Below are 25,936 nucleotides of genomic sequence, written 5' to 3'. Positions count from 1 at the left end.
CGCAGGGGTGCTCGGGTGTCGGCCTAGACGCGTTCCGCGTACATCTCCGCGAGCCTGCGTTCCAGCTCCTTGGTCGAGCCGTTGTGCCAGGAGTCGGCCATGTCCTGCGACATGGGGTCGGGGAAGATGTCCTCGACCTCGTCCTCGATGCCCTCGAAGATGTTGCGCGCCACCAGTTCCGGTGGCGTCCTCGGGAGGACGTCGAAGCGCGCGCCCATGTCGGTGTCCGCCGGGCCGGTGAGGATCGCGTGGACCCGCACGCCGCGCGACGCCAGGATGGCCCGCAGCGACTGCGTCATCGCGAGCACGGCCGCCTTCGAGATCGAGTAGGACGCGGCGAGCGGGTAGGGGGCGATGGCGGTCAACGACATGTTGGTGGCGATGGCCCCCGCGGACTCGGTCAGCAGCGGCAGGAACGCCTGGGTCACGTGGTGCGCGCCGTAGAAGTTGACGGCGAGCATCCGGTCGAGCACGGTGGTGTCGGTCAGGTCGTCCACCGCGGCGATGCCGGCGTTGTTGATCAGGACGTCGAGGGAGTCGACCCGCTCGACGGCGGCCCGGATGTGCGTCACGTCGGTCACGTCCAGGGTCACGGGCGTGACCCGGTCGTCGGGGTGCGCCAGCGGTTGGCGCGTGCCCGCGTAGACCCGTCTCGCACCCCGCCTCAACGCCTCGTCGACCAGCGCCTTGCCGATACCGCGATTGGCCCCGGTCACCAGCACTGCCTTGCCGGCTGTGATCACGCTTTCTCCTCACCGTAGGCGGTGGTGCGGCAGTCGGCTGATTGTATATGTCAACTATGTCATTACCGACGGTTGTCGACTTCTCTTCGGAATTGCCCGATCGTCACTCGCGGTGATCGGCGGTCGAGCGTGAAGGGAAATATTTCAGGCCATTTGGAATGCTTTCGCCGTGCTGCCGCCGGCCGGTGGGGTGTGCGTCGACGTCGTGAGTCGAAAGGGTCAGGATTCGACGGTGAGGTCGTCGGAACGGCCGGCGCCGAGTCGCGACCAGTGGGGGATGGGGCGTCCGTCGTACCGCGTCACGTGCTCGGTGGCGCCGACCCCGATGCCCCACTGCTGCGGCCAGCCGGGCAGCGAGTCCTCCTGCGGCTCCTGGCGTCCCCACACGGTGAGGTCCATGAGCGCGTAGCTGTAGTCCAGCACCTCCACGCCGCGGCGGCTCGTCCAGTAGGTCTCGAAGACCCGGTCGCCCTCCCGCACGTAGCAGACGATGTGCATCATCCCGACCTGCTTGCCGGCGAGCAACGTGTCGAGCGAGCCCTGCGCCGAATACCAGGGCATCCGCCAGCCCATGAACTCCCGGTAGCGGTAGCTCTCGTCGAACGGCCCCTGGCAGAAGACCGCGTAGGTGATGCCCCGCGAGTGCAGGTAGGACAGCTCCGAGATCTGGGCGTTGTTCCAGGTGCAGCCCTCGCACTGCTGGGCCGCCGGTCGGCCCGGGTACCACATGAAGTAGTACGTGACGAGCTGCGGACGCCCCTCGAACGCGTCGAGCAGGCTGATCGGACCGTCCGGCCCGATCAGCTCGGTGGCGCCGTCCACCTCGACCATGGGCAGGCGGCGGCGGGCGGCGGCGATGGCCACGCCCTCCCGCGTGTGCGCCTTCTCCCGGATGCGCAGCTCGTCCAGCCGGGCTTGGAAGGTGGACCGGTCGACCACCTCGGGCAGCGCCGGCGCCTCGGCGCCGAACGTCGGCCAGCCGAGGCGGGTTGGTTCATTTCCCATGAGTGTTCCTCGAGTTTTCCCGGGGTGCTACGACCCGAACGCCAATGAGGTGCGGTGACACTCCGTGTCCACATCGCGGCGTGGAGTATACGCGGGGGGCCCGCCTGGGACGCGCCTTCGCGCGAACAGCACTCGACCCGCCGGGATCGACGTCCCGGCGGGTCGGGCGGCTGTGCGATCCGGGGCGGATCGCGGCGACCTAGACGCTCTCGGCGGCCTTGACCCGGCCCGTCGCGGCGTCGAGCTGGTCCGCGCCGAACGCGGTCACGTTGACGTCGGCCGGCGGTGGGAACCGCGTGACGAAGTCGACCACGACGAGGTGGGTCGGCACGATCGTGATCAGCGCCATGCCGCTCGTCTCCGCGCGGCGGACCCGGGCCCACTCGGCCCACTTCTCGTCGTCGCCGATCATCCGCCGGGAGGCGTCGAGGTGCTCCTGGGGGACCCCCGGCGTCATCTCGACGGTGGCGACGCCGCGCCCGTGGATGGCGATCGGCGCGAAGTCGTAGGCCGCCGGCGGCGGACCGATCAGCGCCGAGACCTTGGCGCGCGTCTCGCGCCCCGGCCGGCCGGCGCCGACGTCGAGGGTGAAGGCGACCCGCGGGTTCGCCTCGATGGCCCGCACCTTGTAGGCCAGGTTCGGGGTGGCGAACAGGAACGCCTTCCCGTTCCAGACGTGGTTGATCGGCACCGACCGGGGAGCGCCGTCCAGCCCCAGGTAGGCGAGCCGGATCGGGATCGGCTCCGCCATGAGGGTTTGTATCACCGGATCGGTGTTCACCATGTCGACGATCTCGTGGTATTTCACGGGGTGGCCCTTCTGTGCAGCGGTTGCGGCAGTGGGTGCTCACGCTGCTCCCGGGGGAGTGGAGAAGGTGGGCAGCGGGTGACGGAAAGATTTGCGAACGTCCGGTGTTTATTCCTGGTCGACCGGAATCATGGGCGGGTCCGGGCCTGCGCGGGGGAATGTCGTCCAGCTCATCGCGGCCCTTCGTCACTCGGACGTCGCAACGGCGTTCGAGTCGGATCGGCGTCATGTCGCAGGTCTTTCACGAGGCATGTAGGCCGTTTCTGCGCACCCGCGAGCCACTGTGCCACGGCCGATGATCGCGGTCTTCTTCGAGAGTGCCCGGCCACGGCATCGGCGCAGGTGGCAGCGGTTTCGCACGAAGCAATCTCGGAGAGGTGGCGCGGTTCGCGAGCCCACTAACCTGGCAAGAGGTGACCGTCGACTCTTGTCAGTCGACGCCGCGACCTGAACTCGTCCGCCGAAGTGAAGATGGCCGAATTGACGATCTCGACAACCGGCAGCGGCACGCCGACCGGTAGGCCCGGTCACCGGGGTTCGAGTGGGCCGGAAATTCCACTCGGAGTGGCAATTCAACGCGGTGGGTGGGCCCGTCCGCACCGGGCGGTCGACACCCGCCGGCGCCGCGCCGCCGCGCGCAGGATCCATTTCTCGCATCCCGCCATCGCATCGAGGAGCAGTGCAGCATGAGTTTGATCATGTCCCAGCCGAGGCCCGACCTCGTCAGCCGGGCAACGGGTCTGGTGGAAATGATCCGGAAGCACTCCGGGTGGCACGAGGAGCACCGGGAACTGCACCCGGAGGTCCTGGACGCGTTGACCGAGAACGAACTGTTGAAGATGCGGATCCCGGCGCGGTACGGCGGCAGCGTGCCGGACATGCGCACGGTGGTCGACGTGATCGCCGAGCTCGCCCGCGCCGACGGCTCCGTCGGCTGGACGTGCGTCTCGTTCACGATGGCCTCCTGGTTGTCGTCGCTGGTCCCCGACGAGGCGCAGGACGAGATCTGGGCCGACCCGGACGTCCGGTTCTGCGGGTCCGTCGAGCTGAACGGCGTCGCCGAGCCGACCGAGGGCGGCTACCTCCTCAACGGCAACTGGCACTTCCAGACCGGCTCGCCGCACGCCACGTGGGTCGCCCACTTCGCCGTGCTGAAGAACCCGGACGGCACGGGCGAGCCGGCACTCGCCGTGGTCCGGCTCTCGGACCTGGAGGTGACCGACGACTGGCACACCTCGGGCCTGCGCGGCACGGGCAGCCGGTCGACCGCCGCGAAGGACCTCTTCGTCCCCGAGGGCTGGCTGGTGCGGGTGCTCCCGATGGCCCTGGAGGGCAAGCTGGAGACCAAGCTCAACGCGGACTACCAGGCGTGGCGGGTGCCGTTCATGCAGATGGCCATCGCGGTGGCCGCCGCACCCGCGATCGGCATGGCGCGCGCCGCGCTGGAGAACTTCCTGGAGCGGGTGCCGAACCGGAAGATCACCTACACCCACTACGACCGCCAGGTCGACGCGCCGATCACGCACCTGCAACTGGGTGAGGCGATCCAGCTCATCGGCGAGGCCGAGTACCACCTGTACCGGGTGGTCGACGTCCTGGAGGCCAAGTCCGCGAGCGGCGAGCCGTGGACGGTCGAGGAGAAGGCCATCGCGCGCATGGACGCGGGCGCGGCCGTCGGCCGGGCCAAGCAGGCGGTGGACATCCTGGCCAACTCCTCGGGCGCCTCGTCGGTCTACTCGCACGTGCCGCTGCAGCGGATCCAGCGGGACATCGGCGTCCTCCAGCGCCACGCGATCATGTACCCGAACACGAACCTGGAGACCCTCGGTCGCGTGAAGCTCGGCTTCGAACCGAACACCGACTTCCTGTGACCGCCGCTCCACGCGTTGCGTGAGCTTCCCGCCGGCCGGCCTTGGGCGCCTCCGATCACCGGAGGCGCCCAAGGTTTTTCGCATCGACGGCACGGCACGCGCAGGTGAGTCGACGCCTGTGCGCGCTGAGGAGTGGCTCCGGGCTCCGGCTCTGTGGTGCTCCGCGCTCCGGCGGCTCTGCGCTCTGCGGCCCGGCGGCGCCGCCGTCCTGTTGGTCCGGTGGCGCCGCGGTTCTGGCTCTGTGCACTGAAAAGCGCCCGCGCACACCGCCGGCCCGCCACTTCGCGAGTGGCGGGCCGTGGTGCGTGCGGGCGCCGGAGCGCGCCGGTCAGATGTAGTAGGTGTTGGGATCGAGGCCGCAGAGCACCCGACCGTAGATCTCGGCGTTGACGTCCGGGATCATCATCGCGTGCAGGGCGACCGCGTTCAGGTCGTTGACGAACCGCTGGATCGGCACCTTGGTGTAGGCCGAGGAACCGCCGCTGGACCCGGCGAAGATCTCCGCCGCCTCCTTGGACAGCTTCACGGCCGCGCCCTCGTCCGCCCGGATGCGCCCGCGCTCCACCAGTTCCAGCGGCTCGTCGGCGGCGGACTTGGCGTCCACCGTCGCGGCCAGCCGCTGCGCGTGGAACTCGGCCTCGTCGATCTTCATCATGGCCTCGGCGATCCGCAGGTGGGTCACGGGCGCCTCGGCCTGGCTCGGGTAGTTGGTGTAGGTCACCTTCCGGTCGGGCAGCCGCTCGAAGAAGCTGTCCCGGATCGCCTTCGCCATGCCCGTGACCACACCCACCGTGGACGCCGCGCCCACGGCGATGAACGGGGCCCGGTACATCTGCGAGCCGGCGTTGGCCTTCGAGGCCGACTGGCCGGTGAGCACGGCCGGCGCGGGGAGGATGCGCTCCTGCGGGATGAACACGTCCTTCGCGGCCGTGCCGACGCTCCCCGTGCCGCGGAAGCCGTTGGTGTGCCAGTCGTCGGTGATCTCCAGCTCCGACATCGGCACCGGGCCCATCACCGGGTACGGCTCACCGTCCGGGTTGAGGAAGATGGCGCCGATCTGCTGGTACTTGCTGCTCAGCGCACCGCTGATCGAGGGCCACCTGCCGTTGACCAGGATGCCGCCGTCCACGGGGACGGCGGTCGCGGTGCCCGGTCCGATGGTGGTGCACACCTGCACGTCGGGATCGGCGAACAGTTCGTCCTGGACCTCGTCCGGGTACAGCCCCAGGCCCCAGGTGGCGATCCAGGAGCAGGCCACCACCCACGCCGCGGAGCCGTCGGCCTGCGCGATCGCGTCCCCCACGGCGACCATGGCCCGAGCGTCGCTCTCGAACCCGCCGTACCGCTTGGGGATGCGCATCCGGAACACACCCGTGTCGGTGAGGGCCTTGACTGTCTCCTCGTGCAGTCGCCTGTTCTCCACCGACCATTCGGCATTTGCCCGGAGCACCGGCGCTATCTCGGAAACCCTGTGCACCAGTTCTTCTGAAGACGGGACGACGACAGTCGACATGTCCTCTCCTTAATAGTTTTCCGAAGAATCCACTGCCCAGACTTCCGGAACCGCCGGGAGCCGCGCTTCTTCTGCATTGCCCCGTGGTCGCGGCCTGGAAGTATCAACGTCGGATGGAATATTTTGCCACTCGGCGTAACCGGTGCCCAGGAGCGAGTACGCCGTTCAGTAGAAATCGGGACAAGGGGGAATACTCGTGTCCGGCACCGTGTTCGCGCACGCCACGGGCGCGTAGCGGTGCTGTGGGCGGGTCCGCGCGGGTGCTGTCCGAGGCTCCCTGTCGGTCGACTCCGGCGCATTCACACGTAGTCGTCGAAGAACCTTTCGAGGTGGATTCGAATTATTTCGCGCGCTTTCCCGGGATTCTGGTGCTCGTCAAGATAATTCCCGGGTGGTTTCCAGGGGGGTCGGTCACATGACACGATCGGCGCCGACCGCCCCAGCCTCAGGAGCGCCATGACCCGGGTTCACGACCGTTTTCCGCTGTCCGCCACGCCGGTGGTCCTGGCCGCCGGCGTGCTGTTCGGCGTGCTTTCCGCCGGGCACCTCGTCGCCCAACTCGTCGGGGCCGGCGGGGTCGCCCGGATCAGCCAGTGGCTGCTCATGCCGGTGCTCGCCGCGGCCGTCTGGTCCGCGACCACCGGCGCGCCCCGCTCACGGGTGGTGCGCCTGGTGCTGCTCGCGCTCGCCTTCTCCTGGCTCGGCGACAGCGTCCCGGCCTTCTTCTCCGGCGACGCCCGGTTCCTGACCATGGTCGGGTTGTTCCTGTGCGCCCAGGTCGTCTACGTGGCGGCGTTCTGGCCGTGGCGACGCCGTTCGGTGCTGCGCCGGCCCGCCGTGCTCTGGTACGTGCTCGCGTTCGGGGCGCTGCTGGCGGCCTGCGGGCCCGGCGCGGGCGCGCTGCTCGGCCCGGTGGTCGGCTACGGCCTGTGCCTGACGCTGATGGCGGTGCTGGCCACCGGCGTGGGTCGGGTGGTGGGCGTCGGCGGCGCGGTGTTCTTCGTGTCCGACGGGCTCATCGCCCTCGAAGCCTTCGCCGGCTGGTACGACCCGCCGGCGCCGGGGTTCTGGGTGATGCTGACCTACCTCGCCGGGCAGGCCCTGATCGCCGCCGGCGTCGGTCCACTGTGGAACGCGGGCGCCTCCGGCACCGCCCTCGGGTCCGGTCGACGGGTCAGGTGACGGCGATCGTGAACGCGGCCGTGTGCACGACGCCGCCGTGGGCGAACTCCAGGAACAGCCGGTACTCGCCGCGGCCGGCGAAGGTGGCCTGGAACGTCAGCTCGCCGTCGACCAGCGGCACGCCCAACGGCTGGACCGGGTGCAGGTGGGTGGCCGACAGCAGCATCGTGTGGAAGCCGGTCATGTGCCCGTGGGCGCCCAGGTGCGGGTCGAGCGTGCGGACCGGCGAGCCGTCGGGGGCGCGGATGGCGAAGCGCAGCTCTCGGGGCCGCATCGGGGCGGGTTGAGCGGGCTCGTCCACTCGTGTCACGGTGAACCCGGTGGCGGTCGTCGCTCCGGCGTCGGGCGCGGGCACCGGGACCAGGGTGGTGTCCCCGGGCACGCTGAACGGGACGCCGAGCACCACCGGGTGCCGGGGGTCCTTGGTGTCGAGCGGGACGAACTCGGCGAACATGCGGTACGCGCCGCCGTCGTCGAGCCGCACGTCGACGTGCCACGTGTCGCCGACCAGGGTCGGGTGCAGGTGCTGGAAGACGTGCATGTCGTCGCGGATGACGAAGAAGTGCAGCTGCTTGGTCTGGTTGTCCAGGAAGCGGGTCCGCGGCCGGTCGTCCGGTCCGAGGATGCGGAACGCGACCGGCACCGCCGGCCCGCGGGTGGACGGCACGGTGACCCGCTCGAACCGGTAGCCGCTCTCGGCTTCCGACAGGCCGTCGCTGTGCGCGGCGGGCACGAAGTCGGCCGATCGCTGGTGCGCCGAGTGGGCGGGGCCGGCCGGGGACCGCACCAGCGCGAGCGCGCCGGCCACCACGATCGCGACGGCCAGGACGACGAACACCCAGTCGGTGAGCCGCAGGTTGCGCATCATCACTCCTCAGGTCCGGTGGGACGGCGGCCCCCGTGCGCGGCCGGGTGGCCGCGCACGGGGGAGGACACGTCACCGCTGAGCGAGGTTCGGCCGGACCACGACCAGGCCCTGCTCGATGCCGTTGACCAGGACGATGCCGCTGGCGAAGTACGGGTAGTTGCTCCACGCCCCGTTGAACCGCGCCGTGTCGCTCGCCGGGTAGATGTCGAAGTACCCGGCTTCGGTCAGTCGCGCCGAGGAGACCGCGCTGACGTCCAGGATGCGCAGCCCCGCCTGGTAGTTGGCCTGGTAGGAGTACCGGCCCTTGATGTACTGGTTGTGGTCGATCGCGGTGGCCGGCGAGTTGTAGGTGCCCGTGTGCACGGGGGAGGAGAGCTTCGCCAGGTCCCAGATGTAGGTCTTGGTGCGCTTGTCGGTGCCGCGCGACTCGTCCAACTCGTCGTCCAGCAGGAAGTACCGCTGGTCCTCGGTCAGCCAGCCCTGGTGCGAGTACTGCGCGCCGGAGTAGGCCTTGCGGACGATCTGCACGGGCGCGGACTTGGTGGTCACGTCGACGATGGTCAGCGTGTCCTCGTTGGAGTTGAAGCAGATCTCCCGGCCCCGGTACGCCTGGTCCGGGCCGCGGTAGACGACGCACTGGGTGTCGTGGGTGTAGCCGTCCTGGGACACGCACCCGGCCTGGGCCGGCGACTTCGGCGTGCGGATGTCGACGATGTGCGGGCCGCCGCTGCACGTGTTGGAGCCGATCGCGTAGGCGAAGCCGGTCTCCTCGTTGATGGCGATGTTGTGCGCGGGGCCGAAACCCCGGTACAGCGCGTCCGCGGTGAACGTCTGCGGCGTGGTGACGGTCCGGAGCCGGGTCAGGTCGAACACCTGCATCCCGTGGCCGCTGATGGCGTCGGCGACGATGAACGCGTGGTTGCGGTACACCTTCATGTCGCGCCAACTGCTGCTGCCGCCGTTGGACGGCAGGTTGCCGAGGTACCTGGGCGAGGTCGGCGTGCTCACGTCGACGAACGCGGTGCCGTTGGTGCGGCCGACGACGGCGTACTCCTTGCCGGAGGAGGGGTCGGTCCACCCCCAGATGTCGTTGCCGTTGCCGCCGCCGATGGAGGCGAGCGGCAGCACGCTGAGCAGGTCCACGTTCTTGCAGGGGTAGATGTCGGCCTTGCCGTTGACGCACGGCGCGCCGGCCGCCGTGCCGACGACGGCGTGCCGGTCGGCCGGCAGGTGGTCGGTGAGGAAGGCCCGGACGGCGGCCTGTCCTTCAGGGGTGTCGGGGTCGTGCGCGGAAGCCGCGGTCATGGACATCGCCACCATGGAGGCGATCAGCACCGCCAACCCCGTCATGCGCAGGATCTTCATCGGAGTAGCACTCCTCCCGGAAATCCCGGACGCGGTGACGCGGCCGGGCGCAGGGTTTTCCGATCACCTCCGACAGTAGGAGCTGTGGCATGCCGGGATAACCTCCGATCGTCTGCACTGCGGCACGTTCCGCGCTCCACGACCTCACCGCGCGGCGACACCCGCACGTACGCTGTGCGCCGGGGCCTGGAATCGGGGCGGGCGCGGTTCTTCGCCCGGCGTGGGAGGTTCGGACGGTGGACGACTTGGTTTTCCTGCAGCAGTGGTTCTCCGCTCACTGCGACGAGGACTGGGAGCACGGCGAGGGCATCAAGTTGATCTCACTCGACAATCCGGGGTGGAGTCTCGAGGTGGATCTTCGCGGGACCGGGTTCGAGGGCAGGTCGATGCCCCGGGTGAAGGCGGAGCGGAGCGAGACGGACTGGACCCAGGCGTGGTCGGACGGCCGGAAGTTCCACGCCGTCGGCGGAGCGGGGAACCTGGTCGAGGTGATCGGGCACTTCCGCGCCTTCGTGCGGTGACCTCACCTCGCCGCCTTGGCGTAACGGCGTGCCAGGTGGGCGAAGGCGGCCTTGAGCTCGGGCGGCCCGACGACCTCGATGTCGGCGTCGAACCGGCCGAGGGCGGCGGCCAGGGCGGGCCACGACCACGAGCCCAGGGTCAGCCGGCAGCGGTCCGGGGCGAGTTCTTCGACCACGCCGTCCTGGGCGAACGGCGACACGTCGGCGGCCGGCAGGGCGAGGACCACCTCGCCGAGGCACGGTGGGCCGGCCGAGCCGGAGCCGTCGGAGCCGGCGAACCGGTCGGTGACGAAGGCGGCCACGTCCGCGGCCGGCAGGTCACGCGGGGCGAAGCGGGGACCGGTGGGTGTGCGCGGGGTGATCCGGTCGGCGCGGAACGTGCGCCAGTCGGCGCGGTCGAGGTCCCAGGCGACGAGGTACCAGCGACCGGCACGGGTGACGAGGTGGTGGGGCTCGACCCGGCGCGGTGGGGCCTCGGCGTCGCCGCCCGCGTAGTCGAAGCGCAGCACCTCGCGGGCGTGGACCGCGCCGCTGATCGCCATCAGCACGCCGCTGCCGACCTGCGGCGCGGCGGCCCGTTCGACCGCCGTGACCTGGAAGGTGTCGATGCGATGGCGCAGGCGGGCGGGCATGACCTGCCGGACGGTGTGCAGGGCCCGCGCCGCGGCCTCCTCGATGCCCGCGCCCGCGGTGGTGGCGATCCGCAGCGCCACGGACAGGGCCACGGCCTGCTCGTCGTCGAACAGCAGGGGCGGCAGCCGGGAGCCGGCACCGAGCCGGTAACCGCCCTCCGGGCCCTTGGCGGTCACGATGGGGTAGCCCAGCTCGCGCAGGCGGTCGACGTCGCGGCGCACGGTGCGCGGACTGACCCGCAACCGCTCGGCCAACAGCGCGCCCGGCCAGTCCCGACGGGCCTGCAACAGCGACAGCAGCGACAGCAGTCGTGCTGAGGTCTTCGGCATGCCCAGCATTGTGCCGGAGAGAAGAGGACACAACCTGGCCACTACTCCTGCGAGGGTCGACCACGTCAGTCAGCGAGTCGACCTGAGGAGTGAGCTTGTCCGTCACGACCACCGCCCACCTGAACTTCCGCGGTGACGCCCGCGCGGCGCTGGAGTTCTACCGCTCCGTGTTCGGCGGCCACCTCGCCGTCGTTACGTACCAGGACGCCGGCGACGTCCACGAGGAGTCCGAGGCCGACCACGTGATGTGGGGCCAGGTGCTCGGGGACGACGGCTTCCACGTGATGGCCTACGACGTGCCCTCGCACATGGCCTACGAGCGGGGCGAGAACTCGTTCTTCGTCTCCGTGCGCGGCGAGACCGCCGAGGAGGTCACCGGCTACTGGGAGCGGCTCCGCGACGGCGCGACCGTCGTGGTCCCGCTGGGTCCGGCGGGCTGGGCCCCGGCTTACGGGATGCTGCGCGACCGCTTCGGCGTCGTCTGGGTCCTCGACGTCGTCAGCGGGCACCACGGCTAGCTGTTCTGTCCTGTGAGGTTGGGGACGCGGGTGGTGGGTGGTTGGCCGCCCAGTGCGGTGTGGCCGCGGTGGTGATTGTAGGTGTGCAGCCATCGTGGCAGTGCCGCTCGTCGTTCGGTTTCGCTGCGGTATGCCTCGGCGTAGGCCCATTCGTCGAGCAGGGTTCGGTTGAAGCGTTCGACCTTGCCGTTGGTCTGGGGTCGGTAGGCGCGGGTGCGTTTGTGGGTGATGCCCGCGTCGGTGAGGGTGTCTCGCCACAGGTGTGAGCGGTAGCAGGAGCCGTTGTCCGTCAGCACCCGCTTCACCACCACCCCCGCCGCCTGGAAGAACGCCTGTGCCCGGGTCCAGAAGGCGCTGGCGGTTTCCTTGGTCTCGTCGGGCAGGATCTCGGTGTAGGCCAGCCTGCTGTGGTCGTCCACGGCGTTGTGCAGGTAGGAGTAGCCGAGGTTGGGGCGGCCGTGAACCTTGCGCGGCCTGGTCGGGTCGCGGTGGGCGGAGCTGTTGCGCCCGCCGGCCCGCCGGCCGTGGACTTTATGGCCGCCGCCGTCGGGGATGTTGCCGAGCTTCTTGATGTCGACGTGCACCAGGTCGCCGGGTGCGACGTGTTCGTAACGTCGGATCACCCGGCCGGTGGCGCGGTCCAGGTGCGCCAGGCGGGCCAGGCCGAAACGGCGCAGCACCCGGTGCACCGTGGAGGGGTTGAGCCCCAGCAGGAAGGCGATGCGGGCCGGACCCCACCGCCGCGCCAGGCGGACCTTCACGATCCGGCGTTCACGGCGGGTGGGCAGCCGGCGCGGGCTGCGGTGCGGTCGGCTGGAACGGTCGACCAGGCCCGACTCGCCCAGCTCGCGGTAACGGCCGGCCCAACGGGCGGCGGTGCTCGGCGAGACCTGGAACCGCTCGGCCGCCCGCCGCAACGGCCAGCCCTCGTCCACGACACACCGGGCCAAGCGCAGCCTGCCCACCGGAGTCAGCGGTGCGTTAGCGTGGGTCACGAGGGCCTCCGTCGGCTTGGTGTAGACGTCGCAATCCACACCGAACCCGGAGGCCCTCCCTCATTCCAACATCATCCGACTACGTGTCCCGGTGTCCACAACCTCTCAGGGCAGTACAGCTAGCCCGACCCCGGCCGCGGGTGGGTGCGCACGCTCCCGCCCGCGGCCGCGCCCGCCCGCGGGATGATGACCGGACACCTGACAGGACACCACCACCATGACGACGCACCCCCTCGACCGCCCCGGTCCGCGCAGCGGCACCGGGGACACCCCGCCCGCGCCGACCGACCTCGTGCGCGGCGGCGAGGTCCGCGCCACCGGCGCGTCCGACCGGCCGGTGTCGGAGACCGTGGAGCACGCGGCGTCGTGCCGTCGTCCGGCCGACGGGCGGGCCGCGGCATGACGGTGCTGGGCGCCAGGGCGCTCAACCGCGCGACGCTCGCGCGGCAGTCGCTGCTCGATCGCGCCGACGTGCCGGTGCTCGCCGCCGTGGGGCACTTGTGCGGCCTGCAAGCGCAGGAACCCCAGGAGCCCTTCGTCGGGTTGTGGTCACGGCTGCGCGCCTTCGACCCGACGGCGCTGGACGACCTGGTGACCGGGCGGCACGTGGTGCGGACCCACCTCATGCGCCGCACCGTCCACCTGGTCACCGCCGACGACGCGCTGGCGTGGCGCGCCCGCCACGGTCCGATGCTGCGCCAACGGGTCCTCGGGGTCTACCGCCGCGAGTTCGAGGGGGTGGACCTGGACGAGGTCGCGGCGGCGGCACGGGAGGCGATGGCGGACGGGGAGCCGCGGACGATGCCCGAGCTCGGCCGGGCGCTCGCCGTGCGCTGGCCGGCCGTCGGGTCCCGGGCGTTGGGTGAGATGGGGATCGCCGCCCTCCTCCCGACGGTGCAGCTGCCGCCGCGCGGCTTGTGGCGCCGCAAGGCGGGCGCGCGCACCGCGTTGCTCGAATCGTGGCTGGGGCGCGAGGTCGACCCGCCCGCACCGGACGGCTCCGACCCGGTGGGGGAGGCGCTGGTGCTGCGCTACCTGGCCGCGTTCGGCCCGGCCACCACGACCGATCTGCGCGCCTGGTGCGGCCTCGCGGGGCTGCCGCGCGCGGTGGCCGCGACCCGCGAGCGGCTGGTCGCCTTCCGCGACGAGCACGGCCGGGAACTGCTGGACCTCCCGGACGGCCCGCGGCCGGACCCCGACACGCCCGCCCCGGTGCGGTTCCTGCCCGCGTTCGACAACGCGGTCCTCGGCTACCACGACCGCGCCCGGATCGTCGACCGCGCCCACCGGGGCTTGTCGGTCGCCGGCGCGCGCGTCGTCCTCGTCGACGGTCGGGTCGCCGCCACGTGGACGGTCGAGGCGGGCGCCGCGCTCGTGACCCCGCTGCGCCGCTTCTCCCGGACCGAGCACGCCGCCGTGGCCGAGGAGGGGCGGGAACTGGCGTCGTTCCTGTCCGACGGCCGCGCCTCCTAGGCGATCCTGCGGCGGTAGACGACCGTGGCGGAGAAGTACGCGACGGCCAGGACGCCGACGCACCAGGCGAGGGCGAGCCAGAGGTCCGCGCCGACCGGCTGCCGGGTGAACAGGTCGCGGATGGCGTTGACGATGGACGTGACCGGCTGGTGCTCGGCGAAGGCGCGCAGGGGACCGGGCATGGTGTCGGTGGGCACGAAGGCCGAGCTGAGGAACGGCAGGAAGATGAGCGGGTAGGAGAACGCGCTCGCGCCGTCGACGGACTTCGCGGTGAGGCCGGGGATGACGGCGAGCCAGGTCAACGCCAGGGTGAACAGGAGCAGGATGCCCGCGACCGCCAGCCACGCGGTCGGCCCGGCGTCGCTGCGGAAACCCATGAGGAGGGCGACGAGCACGACCACCACGAGCGAGATCAGGTTGGCGACCAGCGAGGTCAGCACGTGCGCCCACAGCACGGCCGACCGCGCGATCGGCATGGACTGGAACCGTTCGAAGATGCCGCCCTTCAAGTCCTGGAAGAGCCGGAACGCGGTGTAGGAGATGCCCGAGGCGACCGTGATCAGCAGGATGCCGGGCAGCAGGTACCGCACGTACGAGTCCGACCCGGTGTCGATCGCGCCGCCGAACACGTAGACGAACATCAGCATCATGGCGATCGGCATGATCGCGGTGGTGATGATGGTGTCCGGGCTGCGCGCGATGTGGCGCAGCGACCGTCCCAAGAGGACGGCGGTGTCCTTGCGGAAGTTCTTGGCCATGCCCGTCCTCACCCGTCCGCGCCGACGAGCGCGAGGAACACGTCCTCGAGGGTCGGCTGCTTCTCGACGTACTCGACCTCGGCGGGCGGGAGCAGCTCCCGGAGCTCGGCGAGGGTGCCGTCCACGATGATCCGTCCTCCGTGGAGGATCGCGATCCGGTCGGCGAGCTGCTCGGCTTCGTCCAGGTACTGCGTGGTGAGCAGCACGGTGGTGCCCCGGGCGGCCAGCTCCCGCACGGCCTGCCACACCTCGATGCGCCCCCGGGGGTCGAGGCCGGTCGTCGGCTCGTCGAGGAAGATGACCGGCGGGTTCCCGACGAGGCTCATCGCGATGTCCAGGCGGCGGCGCATCCCGCCCGAGTAGGTCGACACCCTCCGCGCGCCGGCGTCGGTCAGGGAGAAGCGCTCCAGCAGGTCGTCCGCGATCCCGGTCGGGTCGTCGAGGTGCCGCAGCCGGGCGATCAGCACGAGGTTCTCCCGCCCGCTGAGGATCTCGTCGACGGCGGCGAACTGGCCGGTGAGGCTGATGGACTCCCGCACGTCCGCGGCCCGGGTGGCGACGTCGAAGCCGTGCACGCTCGCCGTGCCCGCGTCGGCCTCGAGCAGCGTGGCGAGGATCTTCACGGCGGTGGTCTTGCCGGCGCCGTTCGAGCCGAGCAGGGCGAAGATGCTGCCCCGCGCCACGTCGAAGTCCACGCCGCGCAGCACGGGCAGCGCTTTGTACGACTTCTCCAGGCCCCGCACGCGGATCGCGGGTCCGGCGGTGGCTCGGGTCGTCATGAGGGGGTCTCCCCGGACTCCGCTTCGGCCCGCGCGATGGCGTCGGCGAGCCGTTCGCGCTCCCTGGTGACCCAGCCGCCCTTGCGGTAGTTCTGGAGGAACGCCTCGGCGAAGTCGACGGGGTCCTGCCCGACGAGGGCGCGGATGGACGTGCCGTCCGCCGCGGCCCGTTCGAACAGGTCGGCGAGGTCCTCGTACATCGTGGCCGCGGTGTCGCCGTCCGCCGGGCCGAAGTGCATCAGGTACCGCTCCAGCCCGTCGACCGCGGTGCGGTAGTGCGCGGGGAGCTGTCGCGTGCGCGCCTTGTACGCCCGCCATCGCCGCTTGTCGCCGATGACCTTCGTGGCGAGGTCCGAAATGCCCATGGTCGCCTACCTACCTCCTGGCGCGGTGTGCCCGGCCCGTCCGGCTACTCTGTGGTGCTGACTACCGGTACCTAGTATCACTGGATAGCGGTGTCGGTGCAAGTTCGCCGTGCGGCGGGAGGTCCCGCCACGGGGTGGACGCTCGCGAGCGGGCTCCGCGGTCAGTCCTCCTCCCACAGCGCCAGCACCCAGTCGCCGTGCGCTCCTTCCGGCACGACGCTGATCTCGACCGGTTGCCCCGGGACGAGGCCGGTCGGGTCGAAGCCGACGCTGCCGGTGACGCCGCTGGGCGTGTAGCCGTAGTTGCTGGCATCGGCGACGGTGACGTCGCCGACCAGCACCCGCAGGCGGCCGGGCGAGCCGTTCATCAGCACCATGGAGGACAGGCCGCGCCACGCGACGACGACCTTCTGCGGCTTGTTCGGGTCGAGCGGGTCGGCACGCAGGACGATGTCGGCGTCGCCACCCACGTGCTCGTCGACCCGCACCGGCTCCTCCGGCGGTGGCGGCAGCGGGTACTCGGTGACCGGCACGTGCTCGCCGACGGCCAGCCGGATCGCGACCCCGTCCGGCGCCGGGCCCACCGCGGGCGTCGTCGTCCCCACCGGCGGCTCGGACATGTGCCCGAGCACGGTCAGCCGCACGAGGGACTCCCGCCCGGTGCGCAGGCTGCCGGCCAGCTCCCGGTCGCCCGTCGAAGTCGCGTCGTCCAGGCACGCGGTCCGCGCCACCTCCTGCCCGTCGACCGAGATCGCCACGCTCAAGGACTGCTTGTCCCCGGTGGTGTGCCGGTCGCCGAAGTCGCACCTGAAGATCAGCGTCAGGTCCTCGGGAGCGGAAGTGGGCGTGAACCTGATCGTGAGCGGCTCGGGGGTGTGACCCCAGGTCTGCGCGAGGACGCGCGAGCTCAGCAGGTATTCGGGGAACGGCTCGGGCGCGGCGGGCCGGGAGTCGAGCAGCGCCGGCCTCGTCACCAGGGTCCCGCCGACCAGGGCCAGCACGGCGCACGCGACCGCGACGAACGCCCGGCGCCGCCGCACCCTGCGGACCCTGGCGCGCACACCGTCCATGCGGGCGGCGTGGGGGATCTCCGGCGGGCCGGCGCGGTGGTGCAACACGTCGCTCACGTCGTGCGGGTTCACCTGTGCGCCCCTTTCCCGTGGATCTCGCCGTCGAACCGCCCGTCGAACGACGGGTTCTCCCGCAGCCGGGCGAGCGCCTTGCTCGTCTGGCTCTTGACCGTGCCCACCGAGACGCCGAGCAGGTGCGCCGTCTGCGCCTCGGTCAGGTCCTCGTAGAAGCGCAGCACCAGCACCGCCCGCTGGCGGCGCGGCAGCGTCCCCATCGCCCGCCACAGGCGGTCTCGCTCGTCCACGGCGGCCTGCGGGGGCAGTCCGACCGGTTCCGGCAGCACGTCGGTCGGCTCCTCGCCGTGCCAGCGCCGCCGCCACCACGTGGCGTAGGTGTTGACGATGATCCGGCGCACGTACGGCTCCGGATCGCCGTCCACCCGCCGCCACGCCAGCCACGCCTTCGTCAGCGCCGCCTGCACCAGGTCCTCGGCGTGCCCGGCGTCGCGCGTCAACAGGAACGCGGTGCGCAACAGGCGCGACGACGCGCCCGCCACGAACTCCTCGAACCCCTCAGGTACCTCCACCGAGCCCCCATCCACCAACCGCCTCGCTGGTACTACCAGTCGAGGCGGGTGGATGGTTGCCGGCGGGTCACGCGGGCGTTCGGGGGGTCAGCGGGCGATCGAGACGGCGAACGGCGCGAACCCGCCGGACCGGATCACGTGCGGCACGAACAGGATCGCGGCCTCGGTGGCCCGCGCCGTCTCGATGCCGCCGAGGTCCGTGATCCAGTCCTCGTGCCAGCCGAGGTCCGCCAGCAGGCCGCGGACGACCTGCTTGGCCCGCGCGTCCTGGCCGGAGAGGAAGGCGGTCGGCGTCCGGGCGAGGGCTCCGGGGTCGGTCATCACCGGGAACAGCATCGTGTTGAGGGTCTTGACGACGTGGGTGTCGGGAAGCGCTTCCTGGAGCTGCTCCGCCAGGCTGGACCCGGGGTGGAGCAGGCCGGCGGGCAGTCCGTCCGGCCCGTCGGAGGTGGCGTTGGAGACGTCCACGAGCACCTTGCCCCGCAACGACTCGCGCAGCGCGGCGAGTCGTTCGAGCGAACCCGCGCCGGGGGTGGCGTTGACGACGACCCGGGCGTGAGCGGCGGCGTCGGCGGCGGCGCCCGGCGAGCTGCCCACCGCGGTCACCTCGTGACCGGCCCGGGTGAGCGCGGCGGCGAGGTTGCCGCCGACGCGGCCGTTCCCGAGTACGGCGATGACGGTCATGGTGGTGCGGTCCTTCCGGTGGGGGTCAGCGGGACAGGGTGGCGACGGCTTCGGCGTGCACGCCGGGACCCGAGGCCAGGAAGCTGTCGCTGTCCGGGGTCCAGGGGCGGCCTTCGGCGTCGGAGACCCGGCCGCCGGCCTCGGTGACGAGCAGCGCGCCGGGGAGCAGGTCGGCCCGGGCCCCGGCGAACTGCCAGAACGCGTCGACCCGGCCGGCGGCCACGTTCAGCAGGTGCAGGGTCGCGGGCACGGAGGTGCGCACCACGAGCGCGTCGCGGAGCATCGCGGTGATCGAGGAACCGGCCCGCCGCACGACCGCCTCGACCTCGTCCGGCCTGGCCTGGCTGGTGGCCACCAGGCTCAGGGAGAGGCTCGCGGCGCCGGACACGCGCAGCGGTCGGCCGTCGAGGTGCGCTCCGGCGCCCGCCAGCGCGGTGCCGGTCTCGCCGGTCGACGGCACGTGCACCGCGGTGAGCACGGGCCGGTTGTCGCGCACGAGGGTGGCGGTGACCGCCCAGTCCGGCAGGCCGTGCAGGTGGTTGACGTTGCCCTCGGCCGGGTCCACGACCCACCACTCGCCGGGCGGCAGCGCGCCGCCCGCGAGCTCGTCGTCCACCCAGCGCGCCTGCGGGCGCAGGTCGGTGAGGCGGGGGCGCAGGACGTCGAGGGCCGCGTCGTCGTTGGCGGCGAGCGCGTGCGCCAGCTCGTCGCGGGTCCGGTGGCGGACCACCTCGCCGAAGCGGTCGCGCAGCACCGCGCCGGCCGCGCGCACGGCGGACGCGGTCTGTGCGAGCAGGTCGGTGTCCAGGGCTGTTCCGGGCATGGCGAGAAGTCCCGTCCGATCAGGGGAGAGGAGGTCGATCGGGCGGGGTTCCGGTGCTCTGCCCCCGTCCGCTTCCTCGAAGGTATGCACCCAGTTGATTAACTGCAAGTGCATGTGAAGCACGGCTAGGATTACTCAAATGCAATTGGATTTGAACCTGCTCGCCGCGCTGGACGCCCTGCTCGAAGAAGGCAGCGTGACCGCGGCGGCCGAGCGCCTGCACGTCACCGCACCCGCGATGAGCCGGAGCCTCGGTCGGCTCCGCCGCACGACGGGTGACCAGATCCTGGTGCGCACCGGGCGCACGATGACCCCGACGCCGTACGCGATCGCGGTCCGCGAACAGGTCCACGAGTTGCTCCAGCAGGTGCGGGGCGTGCTCGCGCCGAGCCGTGACCTCGACCTCACCACCCTCGAACGCACCTTCACGCTCCGCTGGCACGACTCGCTCGTCGCCCTCGCGGGTCCCGCGCTGCTCGCCGCCGTGCGCGCGCAGGCTCCGGGCGTGCGACTGCGCTTCCTCGCGGAGTCGAGCACCGACACCCCGGAGCTGCGCCGGGGCGAGGTCGACCTCGAGGCGAACGCGAGCCGCCCGACCGCGCCCGACGTCCGCGCGGAGCAGGTGGCCGAAACCCGCCACGTGGTCGCGGTGCGGCGTGGGCACCCGCTGACCCGCGTCGGGACCGTCACCGCCGCGCGGTACGCCGCCGCCGAGCACCTCACCGTCTCGCGACGCGGACGGCTCGGCAACGCCCTCGACGAGGCCCTGGCACGGCTCGGGCTCACCCGGCGCGTGGTGGCCGCCGCGCCGACCGAAGCGGCCGCGTTCGCGTTCGTCCGCGGCACGGACCTCGTCGTCACGGTCCCGGAGTCGACGGCGCGGGCAGCGGCCGCGGACCTGGAGCTGCTCCCGCTGCCCTTGGAGCTGCCGCCGGCGCGGGTGTACCTGTTGTGGCACCAGCGTTACGACACCGACCGCGCGCACCTCTGGTTGCGCCAGCTCGCGCGGACCGCGTTGGCTACCGCGGACTGAGCTTCAACGCCCGGCGCCGCCGGGGAACCGAAACGAGGCGAAGTCGGCGATCGGGACGTAGCCGATGCGCTGGTAGAGGGCGTTGCTGATGGCGTTGCCCGGGTCCGCGAACAGCACGACGTCGGTCGCGCCCGCCGCCGGCGCGGCCCGGCTCACCTCGACCGTGACCGCGCCCGCGTAACCGCGCCCGCGCAGGTGGACCGGGGTGTAGACCGGGTCGACCCGGACCATGCCGGCGACCATCGACGTGGCGCCCGCCATGGCGGCGGTGACGCCGTCCGGGGTCTCCCAGAACGTGTAGCGCTTGTCGGCGTAACGCGAGGCCGCCCACGTTCCGGCGTCCAGGGGAGGAGACTCGCCGACGGCGGCGGCGAACTCGCCGCACCAGCGGACGACCTTCGCGAGGTCTCGCGCGTCCGCGACGTGGGCACGGCCCTCCGGGACCGGCTCCGGCGGGGTGAGCGTGCCGAGGCGGTAGAGGCGGACCGACGGGCCGTCGACCGGTTCCGCGCCGGTGTGCCGTCGCCACGCGTCGGCGAAAGCGGTGGCGGTGTCGCGCACGGCCGTGACGCCGGAGAGGGGGAGGCCCAGGCCGGCCAGGTGGGCGGCGAGGGCGTCGGCCTGCCCGGGGGAGAGGGCGGTGACGCTCAGGTGGCGGGTCGGGCGGCGGTAGAAGGTGGCGCGGACCTCGTCCCCCTGGACCAGCCGGCCGAGCACGGTGCCGTCCGCGTGGCCCGATCTCAGCTTCTCGGTCACCGTCAACGGCATCGTGTGCAGGGCGGGGCGTGAGCGGAGGAAGTCCCCGGCCCGGGCGAGGAAGTCGTCGACGTCTTCGGTGAGGTGCCAGCCGTCCGGGCGCATGCCCCATGATCTCCGCTCGCCCCCGCCCCTCGCATCGGGAGCCTCGGTGTTCGGGACGTTCCCGCTAGCCGGTCGGGGCCGGCTTGATGTTCGGCCCCACTCGGACGTCCGTGCCGCCGCCGTCGAACGAGGGCGCCGCGGTGAGGGCGAGCCCGGCGTTGCGGAGCGCCTTGGCGCGTTGCAGCGCGATGCGGCGGCCGGTGTCCTCCAGCCCCGGGTAGTGGGAGTTGCGCGTGGTCTGGGCCGGGTGCTTGCGGTAGAGCCAGGTGACGGTGGGGTCGTTCCAGCCGTCGGTGAGCTCGGAGACCGCCACGAGGGCGGCGAGGTCGTCGTCCACCGGGATGCCGGTCCAGCCGCCGATGGCGCGGAGGGTGTCGGCGCGCACCATGAGGCCGCCGCCGTGCACGGGCCAGTTCCCGCCGTGCCGCTCGGCCCACCGGTTGACGTCGCCGGCGGGCAGCAGGCCGAAGGGCATCGCGGAGTCCCAGGACCGGCGGGCGCCGTCCTCGAGGAGGTCGTCGGCCGCGCCGACCGCCCAGTGGATCGGGTGCTCCTCGAAGCGGCGGATGAGGGTGGCGAGGGCGTGGGGCAGCAGCACGTCGTCGTGGTCGAGGTTCTGGACCAGCGCGCCGGTGGCGCGGGCCAGGGCGAGGTTGCGGGTGGCGGCGATGCCCAGCCGGGTGCCGTTGTGGCCGTACTCGGCCTGTGCGCCGAGCGCGTCGGCCAGGACCGGGCGCTCGCCGTCCTCCTGGACGACCCACTCCAGCGACCAGCCCGGCGGCAGCTGTTGCGCCCGCACGCCGCGCGCGGTCTCGGCGAGGTGGTGGGCGCTCGGGCCGTAGGCGGCGGTGATGACGGAGACCGTGGGCATGGCCGACTTGTACTCGGCCGGCCGGCGACCCGTCAACGCGACACCGGGTCGCGACGACGACGAGCCCGCACGGCCAGGTCGTGGCCTGCGGCGACGTGGTGCGAGGCCGTGTCAGGGGCGGTGTCAGGGCCGTGGCAGCACGGTGACAGGCGGGCCGCCGACAGTTGCCCGCATGAGTTCGGCGATCGAAGTCGTCGCCGCCCTCACCGAACGAGAAACGAGTCGTCATGCCTTCTTTCGCCACTCCCGGTCCCATCACCGCCACCGTCGTCGTCGCCGGCGCCGGGGTGCGGGTCAACGCGAGCGATCGGACCGACACCTCGGTGCTGGTCGCACCCGTCGACCCGACCAGCGAGTCGGACGTCGAGGTGGCCGGTGGGACGAAGGTCGCCTTCGCCGGCGGGCACCTGTCGGTCAAGACCACCGTTTCCGGGCGCGGAGCCGGGTCCGTGGCCATCACGATCGACCTGCCCGCCGGTTCCGGCCTCGTCACCTACCTGGCGAACTCCACCGTCCGGGCCGACGGCTCGTTCGGCGAGTGCGAGCTGCACACGGCGTCGAGCCGGGTCGAGCTGGACCGCGTCGAGGCGCTGCGGGCGACCATCTCGGCCGGCGAGGTCGCGGTCGGCCACGTCGCCGGCCACGTCGACATCGAGGGCAGCGTGGTCGAGGCGCGGATCGACGAGGTCCGCGGCACGGTCAGGTGCTCGACCTCGGGCGGCCGGACGTGGATCGGCCACGCCGCGGCCGACCTCGACCTCAGCAGCGGCAGCGGCGGGTTCGACGTCGACCGCGCCGACGGCGGCGTCACCGCCAAGACCGGCAGCGGCGCCATCCGGATCGGCCGGTTGACCCGCGGTCGGGCGGAGCTGACGAACCACTCGGGCGACATCGAGGTCGGCGTCGGCGAGGGCGTCGCGGCCCTGGTGGACGCCGAGAGCAAGCGGGGCGCGGTGCGCGACTCGCTGTCCTCGCGGGACGACCTGGCCGCCACCGGCGACGAGGTCACCGTCCACGCCCGCACGCGGCACGGCGACATCATCGTCCAGCGTGCGGCGGGCTGACCCGCGACGCCCCGCTCAGGGGGCGAGCGCGGCTCGCGCCAGTTCGGACCAGCTCGTCCCCGCGCCCTCCCGAGCCGCCTCGGCGAACCGCGCGTCGCCGAGGCGGCCGCGCGCTCTCTCCTCGATCCGCGCCACGTCCGGGTGGGCGCGGTCCTGGAGCCCGCCCACGGCGGCGCTCGCCGCGAGCAGGCGGACCGCCAGCTCGGGCCGGTCCTGGCGCAGCGCCAGGTCCGCGATCCCGACGAGGACCAGCGCGGTCGTGGTCGGGTGCCCCGCCTCCGACACCGCCTGGCAGGCCGCTTCGCGGTGGGCCCGGGACTCGGCCAGGTCGTCGGCGAGGTAGCCGAGCAGGTCGTGGGTGATCGCGCGGATGTGCGCCCGTTCCGCGTTGGCGCCCAACGAAGCCGTCGCGGTGTCGAGCTGCCGGCGTGCCTCCTCGGCGTCACCGGTCCACCGGGCGAGCGCCGCCTTCGCCAGCGCCAGCTCGGCCAGCGCGTCCGGCCAGGTGACCCCTGCCGCGGCCCGCTGCGCCTCGGCCATCGCGGCCTCGCCGGCGTCCTCGTCGCCCATCAGCCAGTACAGCTGCGCCTGCCGCGACCGCATCCGGATGACGTCCTCGGTCGCGCCGATCTCGGCGACGACCGCGATCGCCTGCTCGTAGTGCTCGCACGCGGCGGCGAACTCGCCGCGCGTGGCGATGCGGTCGGCCAACGACGTCAGGGCGAACGAGATGCCGAACCGCTCGCCGATGGCCCGGAACTCGCTCAGCGCGGTCTCGAGGTACTCGTCCGCGTCACGGCCGCCGTGCCCGAGGACGATCCGCATCTTGCCCAGGTGCAGCCGGGCCAGCGCCCGCACCCACGGGTCTTCGTTGTCCAGCAACGGTTCCCACGAGGGCAGGAACGCGCCCGGCTCGCGCAGCATGTGTTCCAGCGGGACGACCAGCGCCAGGATCGGGTTGCTCCGCTCGACCCGCCGGCTGTGCTCGTACGCCTTGTGGATCCACTCCGCCGCCTGGTGCTCGTCGCCGAGGCCGGAGTTCACGAACATCGTCATGAGGCTGTAGACCATGGCCCGGACGTCGTCCGCCACGTCGCCGGGCGTGCCGGTGGCCGCGAGGATCAGCTCCACGCCCTCGGACTTGTGCCCGGCCAGCCACCAGTACCAGCCGGCGCCCGCCGCGAGCCGCATCGCGCCGGCCGCCTCGCCTGCCGCCAGCGCGCCCCGCATCGCGGCGCCGATGTTGTCGTGCTCGGCCTTGAGCACGGCGAGCCACGTCAGCTGGTCGGCGCGGCGGAGCCGGGGTTCCGCGGTCTCGGCCAGCTCGGTGAAGTAGGCGAGGTGCGCGTGGCGCGCCAGGTCCGCTTCGCCCGCCTCCGCGAGGCGCTGGGCGGCGTACTCCTTGATCGTGCCGAGCATCCGGTAGCGCGGCGCGCCGTCGCCCGCCGCGACCAGCAACGACTTCTCGGCCAACGTGGTGAGCAGTTCGAGCACCTCGTCCGGCTCGACCGCGTCGTCGGCGCAGACCCGCTCGGCCGCCTCCAGGCTCGCGCCGCCCGCGAACACGGAGAGCCTGCGCAGCACGATCCGCTCCGCGTCGGTGAGCAGCTCCCAGCTCCAGTCCACCATCGCGCGCAGCGTGCGGTGCCGCGGCAGCGCGGTGCGGCTGCCGCCGGTCAGCAGCCGGAACCGGTCGTCGAGCCGGTTGGCGAACTGGTCGAGGGTCATGGTGCGCAACCTGGCCGCGGCCAGCTCGATCGCCAGCGGCATCCCGTCCAGCGCCCGGCAGATCCGCACCATGGTCGACCTCGCGTCGGCGTCGACCGTGAGGTCCTTGCGCACCGCGCTCGCCCGGTCCCGCAGCAGCCGGACGGCGGGCGACGCCTCGACCTCGTCCGCGCCGGCGCCCTCCTCCGGCACGCCGAGCGGCTCGACGAGCCACAGCGCCTCGCCGGTGATGCCGAGCGGCTCCCGGCTGGTGGCCAGGATTCGCAGCCGCCGGCACTCGCCGAGCACCCGGTGCGCGAACGCGGCCGCCGACTCGATCACGTGCTCGCAGTTGTCCAGGACCAGCAGCGCCTCCCGGTCGCGGAGCGCGGCGACGAGCCGGTCCGTCGGCTCCGCGTTCGGGGTGTCGCCGAGCAGGGCGTCCCGCAGGCCGAGCCCGGCGAGCGCCGCCTGCGCCACGTCGCCGTCCGCGCCGATGGCCGCGAGCTCTACCAGCCAGGCGCCGTCCGGCAGGTCGTCGAGCAGCGTGCGCGCGGTCTCGGTGGCCAGCCGGGTCTTCCCCGAGCCGCCCGGCCCGATCAGGGTGGTGAGCCGCTGCCCGGCGACGAGCCCGCGGACCACGGCCACGTCGGCGTCCTTGCCGACGAAGCTGGTCAGCTCGGCGCGCAGGTTGGTCCTGCGGTCCTCCTCGCGCCGGCTCACCTCGCCGCGCAGCAGCGCCACGTGCAGCGCGGACAGCTCCGGTGACGGGTCGACGCCGAGCGCGTCGGCCAGGGCTTCCCGCGTGCGCTCGTAGACGAGCAGCGCCTCGGTGTCGCGGCCGGCCGCGATGAGGGCGCGCATCAGCGCGACGGCGAACCGCTCCCGCATCGGGTGGGCGGCGGCCAGGTCGGTCAGCTCCGGGACGACGTCCGCGCCGAGCCCCACCTCCGCGTCGAACCGGTCCTCCGCGGCGGTCAGGCGCAGCCCGTCGAGCCGGGTGACGGCCGCGTCGAACGCCTCGCTGTCCTGCAGGCCTACGTCCTGCATGGCCGCGCCGCGCCACAGCGCCAGGGCCTCGCGCAGCAGCCGCACCCGCTGCGGCGCCTCTTCGCCGCGGGCCCGCGTGACGAGGCGCTCGAACCGGACGGCGTCGACGGCGTCGGGCGCCACCAGCAGGCGGTAGCCGTTCGGCTGCCCCTCGACCACACCCTCCGGCAGCACCTTCCGCAGCCGGGAGACCAAGCGCTGCAAGGCGTTCGTCGCGTCGGCGGGCGGGTTCTCGCCCCAGATCCAGTCGACCAGCGACGTCTTCGGGACCACCTGGCCCGGTTCGAGCGCGAGGGCGATCAACAACCCGCGCAACCGCGCGCCCGGCACGTCGACCGAGACGCCGTCGTCGGTGCGAACCTCGAATGGCCCCAGCGTCCCGATCTGCACGTGGCCGATTGTGTCACGGAGCGCCGGCAGGCCTCTGACGAGCGCGAACCCGCCGGTCCGGGTGCGCACC

At 72.4% G+C, this 25,936-nt stretch carries 26 protein-coding genes; 8 read left to right on the top strand and 18 right to left on the bottom strand.

Annotated elements, in window-relative coordinates; all coding sequences use genetic code 11:
- Positions 1 to 23 precede the first annotated feature (23 nt).
- From EDD40_RS12040 to EDD40_RS12030, 3 genes are all read right to left on the bottom strand, one after another.
- Positions 24 to 743 carry an SDR family NAD(P)-dependent oxidoreductase gene (locus EDD40_RS12040; protein WP_123742978.1) on the bottom strand — a complete coding sequence of 240 codons (720 nt, stop codon included), beginning with the start codon at positions 741 to 743 and terminating at the stop codon, positions 24 to 26.
- Between the two features lie 219 nt (positions 744 to 962).
- Complete coding sequence (locus tag EDD40_RS12035) at positions 963 to 1,748, bottom strand: DUF899 family protein (RefSeq protein WP_123742977.1); 786 nt, start codon at positions 1,746 to 1,748, stop codon at positions 963 to 965.
- A gap of 199 nt (positions 1,749 to 1,947) precedes the next feature.
- Positions 1,948 to 2,556 (bottom strand): pyridoxamine 5'-phosphate oxidase family protein, encoded by a 609-nt coding sequence (locus EDD40_RS12030; RefSeq protein WP_123742976.1) that lies wholly within the window; start codon positions 2,554 to 2,556, stop codon positions 1,948 to 1,950.
- Between the two features lie 686 nt (positions 2,557 to 3,242).
- On the opposite strand from EDD40_RS12030, the gene EDD40_RS12025 reads away from it, so the two are divergent.
- Positions 3,243 to 4,427 carry an acyl-CoA dehydrogenase family protein gene (locus EDD40_RS12025; protein ID WP_123742975.1) on the top strand — a complete coding sequence of 395 codons (1,185 nt, stop codon included), beginning with the start codon at positions 3,243 to 3,245 and terminating at the stop codon, positions 4,425 to 4,427.
- A gap of 328 nt (positions 4,428 to 4,755) precedes the next feature.
- On the opposite strand, the gene EDD40_RS12020 is transcribed toward EDD40_RS12025, so the two are convergent.
- Positions 4,756 to 5,940 carry an acyl-CoA dehydrogenase family protein gene (locus EDD40_RS12020; protein WP_123742974.1) on the bottom strand — a complete coding sequence of 395 codons (1,185 nt, stop codon included), beginning with the start codon at positions 5,938 to 5,940 and terminating at the stop codon, positions 4,756 to 4,758.
- A gap of 456 nt (positions 5,941 to 6,396) precedes the next feature.
- On the opposite strand from EDD40_RS12020, the gene EDD40_RS12015 reads away from it, so the two are divergent.
- Complete coding sequence (locus tag EDD40_RS12015) at positions 6,397 to 7,122, top strand: lysoplasmalogenase (protein WP_123742973.1); 726 nt, start codon at positions 6,397 to 6,399, stop codon at positions 7,120 to 7,122.
- On the opposite strand, the gene EDD40_RS12010 is transcribed toward EDD40_RS12015, so the two are convergent.
- Together EDD40_RS12010 and EDD40_RS12005 are read right to left on the bottom strand one after the other, a co-directional pair.
- Positions 7,115 to 7,987 (bottom strand): DEAD/DEAH box helicase family protein, encoded by an 873-nt coding sequence (locus EDD40_RS12010; protein WP_123747973.1) that lies wholly within the window; start codon positions 7,985 to 7,987, stop codon positions 7,115 to 7,117. The genes EDD40_RS12015 and EDD40_RS12010 overlap by 8 nt on opposite strands.
- 72 nt (positions 7,988 to 8,059) lie before the next feature.
- On the bottom strand, positions 8,060 to 9,355 hold the full coding sequence (locus EDD40_RS12005; RefSeq protein WP_123742972.1) for a choice-of-anchor B family protein: 1,296 nt from the start codon (positions 9,353 to 9,355) through the stop codon (positions 8,060 to 8,062).
- 236 nt (positions 9,356 to 9,591) lie between these two features.
- Between EDD40_RS12005 and EDD40_RS12000 the strand changes: the two genes are divergently transcribed.
- Positions 9,592 to 9,876 (top strand): immunity 53 family protein, encoded by a 285-nt coding sequence (locus EDD40_RS12000; RefSeq protein ID WP_123742971.1) that lies wholly within the window; start codon positions 9,592 to 9,594, stop codon positions 9,874 to 9,876.
- 2 nt (positions 9,877 to 9,878) lie between these two features.
- Here the strand turns inward: EDD40_RS12000 and EDD40_RS11995 are convergent, their stop codons facing one another.
- Complete coding sequence (locus EDD40_RS11995; protein ID WP_123747972.1) at positions 9,879 to 10,838, bottom strand: helix-turn-helix transcriptional regulator; 960 nt, start codon at positions 10,836 to 10,838, stop codon at positions 9,879 to 9,881.
- Positions 10,839 to 10,927: 89 nt separating this feature from the next.
- Here EDD40_RS11995 and EDD40_RS11990 point away from each other — a divergent pair, with 89 nt between their 5' ends.
- Positions 10,928 to 11,356: a VOC family protein gene (locus EDD40_RS11990; RefSeq protein WP_342777762.1), complete on the top strand. Its 429-nt coding sequence runs from the start codon at positions 10,928 to 10,930 to the stop codon at positions 11,354 to 11,356.
- Here the strand turns inward: EDD40_RS11990 and EDD40_RS11985 are convergent.
- Positions 11,353 to 12,351: an IS481 family transposase gene (locus EDD40_RS11985; RefSeq protein WP_123747970.1), complete on the bottom strand. Its 999-nt coding sequence runs from the start codon at positions 12,349 to 12,351 to the stop codon at positions 11,353 to 11,355. The two genes, EDD40_RS11990 and EDD40_RS11985, sit on opposite strands and share 4 nt — an antisense overlap.
- 217 nt (positions 12,352 to 12,568) lie before the next feature.
- Between EDD40_RS11985 and EDD40_RS11980 the strand changes: the two genes are divergently transcribed.
- Both EDD40_RS11980 and EDD40_RS11975 read left to right on the top strand, forming a co-directional pair.
- Positions 12,569 to 12,754 (top strand): hypothetical protein, encoded by a 186-nt coding sequence (locus EDD40_RS11980; RefSeq protein WP_123742970.1) that lies wholly within the window; start codon positions 12,569 to 12,571, stop codon positions 12,752 to 12,754.
- Positions 12,751 to 13,824, top strand: coding sequence for a winged helix DNA-binding domain-containing protein (locus EDD40_RS11975; RefSeq protein WP_123747969.1), 1,074 nt, complete (start codon positions 12,751 to 12,753; stop codon positions 13,822 to 13,824). Before EDD40_RS11980 ends, EDD40_RS11975 begins: the two co-directional genes overlap by 4 nt.
- Here the strand turns inward: EDD40_RS11975 and EDD40_RS11970 are convergent.
- The 7 genes from EDD40_RS11970 to EDD40_RS11940 all read right to left on the bottom strand — a co-directional run bounded on the left by EDD40_RS11970 (position 13,821) and on the right by EDD40_RS11940 (position 18,890).
- On the bottom strand, positions 13,821 to 14,582 hold the full coding sequence (locus EDD40_RS11970; RefSeq protein ID WP_123742969.1) for an ABC transporter permease: 762 nt from the start codon (positions 14,580 to 14,582) through the stop codon (positions 13,821 to 13,823). The two genes, EDD40_RS11975 and EDD40_RS11970, sit on opposite strands and share 4 nt — an antisense overlap.
- Positions 14,583 to 14,590: 8 nt before the next feature.
- On the bottom strand, positions 14,591 to 15,361 hold the full coding sequence (locus tag EDD40_RS11965) for an ABC transporter ATP-binding protein (protein ID WP_123742968.1): 771 nt from the start codon (positions 15,359 to 15,361) through the stop codon (positions 14,591 to 14,593).
- Positions 15,358 to 15,726 carry a DUF1048 domain-containing protein gene (locus EDD40_RS11960; protein ID WP_123742967.1) on the bottom strand — a complete coding sequence of 123 codons (369 nt, stop codon included), beginning with the start codon at positions 15,724 to 15,726 and terminating at the stop codon, positions 15,358 to 15,360. The genes EDD40_RS11965 and EDD40_RS11960 overlap by 4 nt, the downstream gene beginning before the upstream one ends.
- A gap of 161 nt (positions 15,727 to 15,887) precedes the next feature.
- The gene (locus tag EDD40_RS11955; RefSeq protein WP_148088766.1) at positions 15,888 to 16,853 is read right to left on the bottom strand and encodes a hypothetical protein; all 966 of its coding nucleotides are present in this window, start codon (positions 16,851 to 16,853) and stop codon (positions 15,888 to 15,890) included.
- 11 nt (positions 16,854 to 16,864) lie between these two features.
- Positions 16,865 to 17,383: a SigE family RNA polymerase sigma factor gene (locus EDD40_RS11950; protein ID WP_123742965.1), complete on the bottom strand. Its 519-nt coding sequence runs from the start codon at positions 17,381 to 17,383 to the stop codon at positions 16,865 to 16,867.
- An 87-nt stretch (positions 17,384 to 17,470) separates the two neighbouring features.
- Entirely contained in the window at positions 17,471 to 18,067 is a 597-nt protein-coding gene (locus EDD40_RS11945; protein WP_123742964.1) for an NADPH-dependent F420 reductase, read from the bottom strand.
- A 25-nt stretch (positions 18,068 to 18,092) separates the two neighbouring features.
- Positions 18,093 to 18,890 carry an inositol monophosphatase family protein gene (locus EDD40_RS11940; RefSeq protein WP_123742963.1) on the bottom strand — a complete coding sequence of 266 codons (798 nt, stop codon included), beginning with the start codon at positions 18,888 to 18,890 and terminating at the stop codon, positions 18,093 to 18,095.
- A gap of 139 nt (positions 18,891 to 19,029) precedes the next feature.
- On the opposite strand from EDD40_RS11940, the gene EDD40_RS11935 reads away from it, so the two are divergent.
- Complete coding sequence (locus tag EDD40_RS11935) at positions 19,030 to 19,923, top strand: LysR family transcriptional regulator (protein WP_123742962.1); 894 nt, start codon at positions 19,030 to 19,032, stop codon at positions 19,921 to 19,923.
- Between the two features lie 3 nt (positions 19,924 to 19,926).
- On the opposite strand, the gene EDD40_RS11930 is transcribed toward EDD40_RS11935, so the two are convergent.
- Together EDD40_RS11930 and EDD40_RS11925 are read right to left on the bottom strand one after the other, a co-directional pair.
- Positions 19,927 to 20,784, bottom strand: coding sequence for a GNAT family N-acetyltransferase (locus tag EDD40_RS11930; protein WP_123742961.1), 858 nt, complete (start codon positions 20,782 to 20,784; stop codon positions 19,927 to 19,929).
- A 64-nt stretch (positions 20,785 to 20,848) separates the two neighbouring features.
- Positions 20,849 to 21,655, bottom strand: a complete 807-nt coding sequence (locus tag EDD40_RS11925) for a glycosyltransferase family 2 protein (protein WP_123747968.1) — start codon at positions 21,653 to 21,655, stop codon at positions 20,849 to 20,851.
- A 227-nt stretch (positions 21,656 to 21,882) separates the two neighbouring features.
- On the opposite strand from EDD40_RS11925, the gene EDD40_RS11920 reads away from it, so the two are divergent.
- Complete coding sequence (locus EDD40_RS11920; RefSeq protein WP_123742960.1) at positions 21,883 to 22,719, top strand: DUF4097 family beta strand repeat-containing protein; 837 nt, start codon at positions 21,883 to 21,885, stop codon at positions 22,717 to 22,719.
- 15 nt (positions 22,720 to 22,734) lie between these two features.
- Here the strand turns inward: EDD40_RS11920 and EDD40_RS11915 are convergent, their stop codons facing one another.
- Positions 22,735 to 25,866, bottom strand: coding sequence for an AfsR/SARP family transcriptional regulator (locus EDD40_RS11915; protein ID WP_123747967.1), 3,132 nt, complete (start codon positions 25,864 to 25,866; stop codon positions 22,735 to 22,737).
- Positions 25,867 to 25,936: the final 70 nt, after the last annotated feature.

It is taken from the genome of Saccharothrix texasensis, from assembly GCF_003752005.1.
In the GTDB taxonomy this organism is placed as follows: Bacteria; Actinomycetota; Actinomycetes; order Mycobacteriales; family Pseudonocardiaceae; genus Actinosynnema; species Actinosynnema texasense.
Note: the sequence above shows the minus strand (reverse complement) of the source record. Positions and strands in the feature narration are given on the sequence as shown.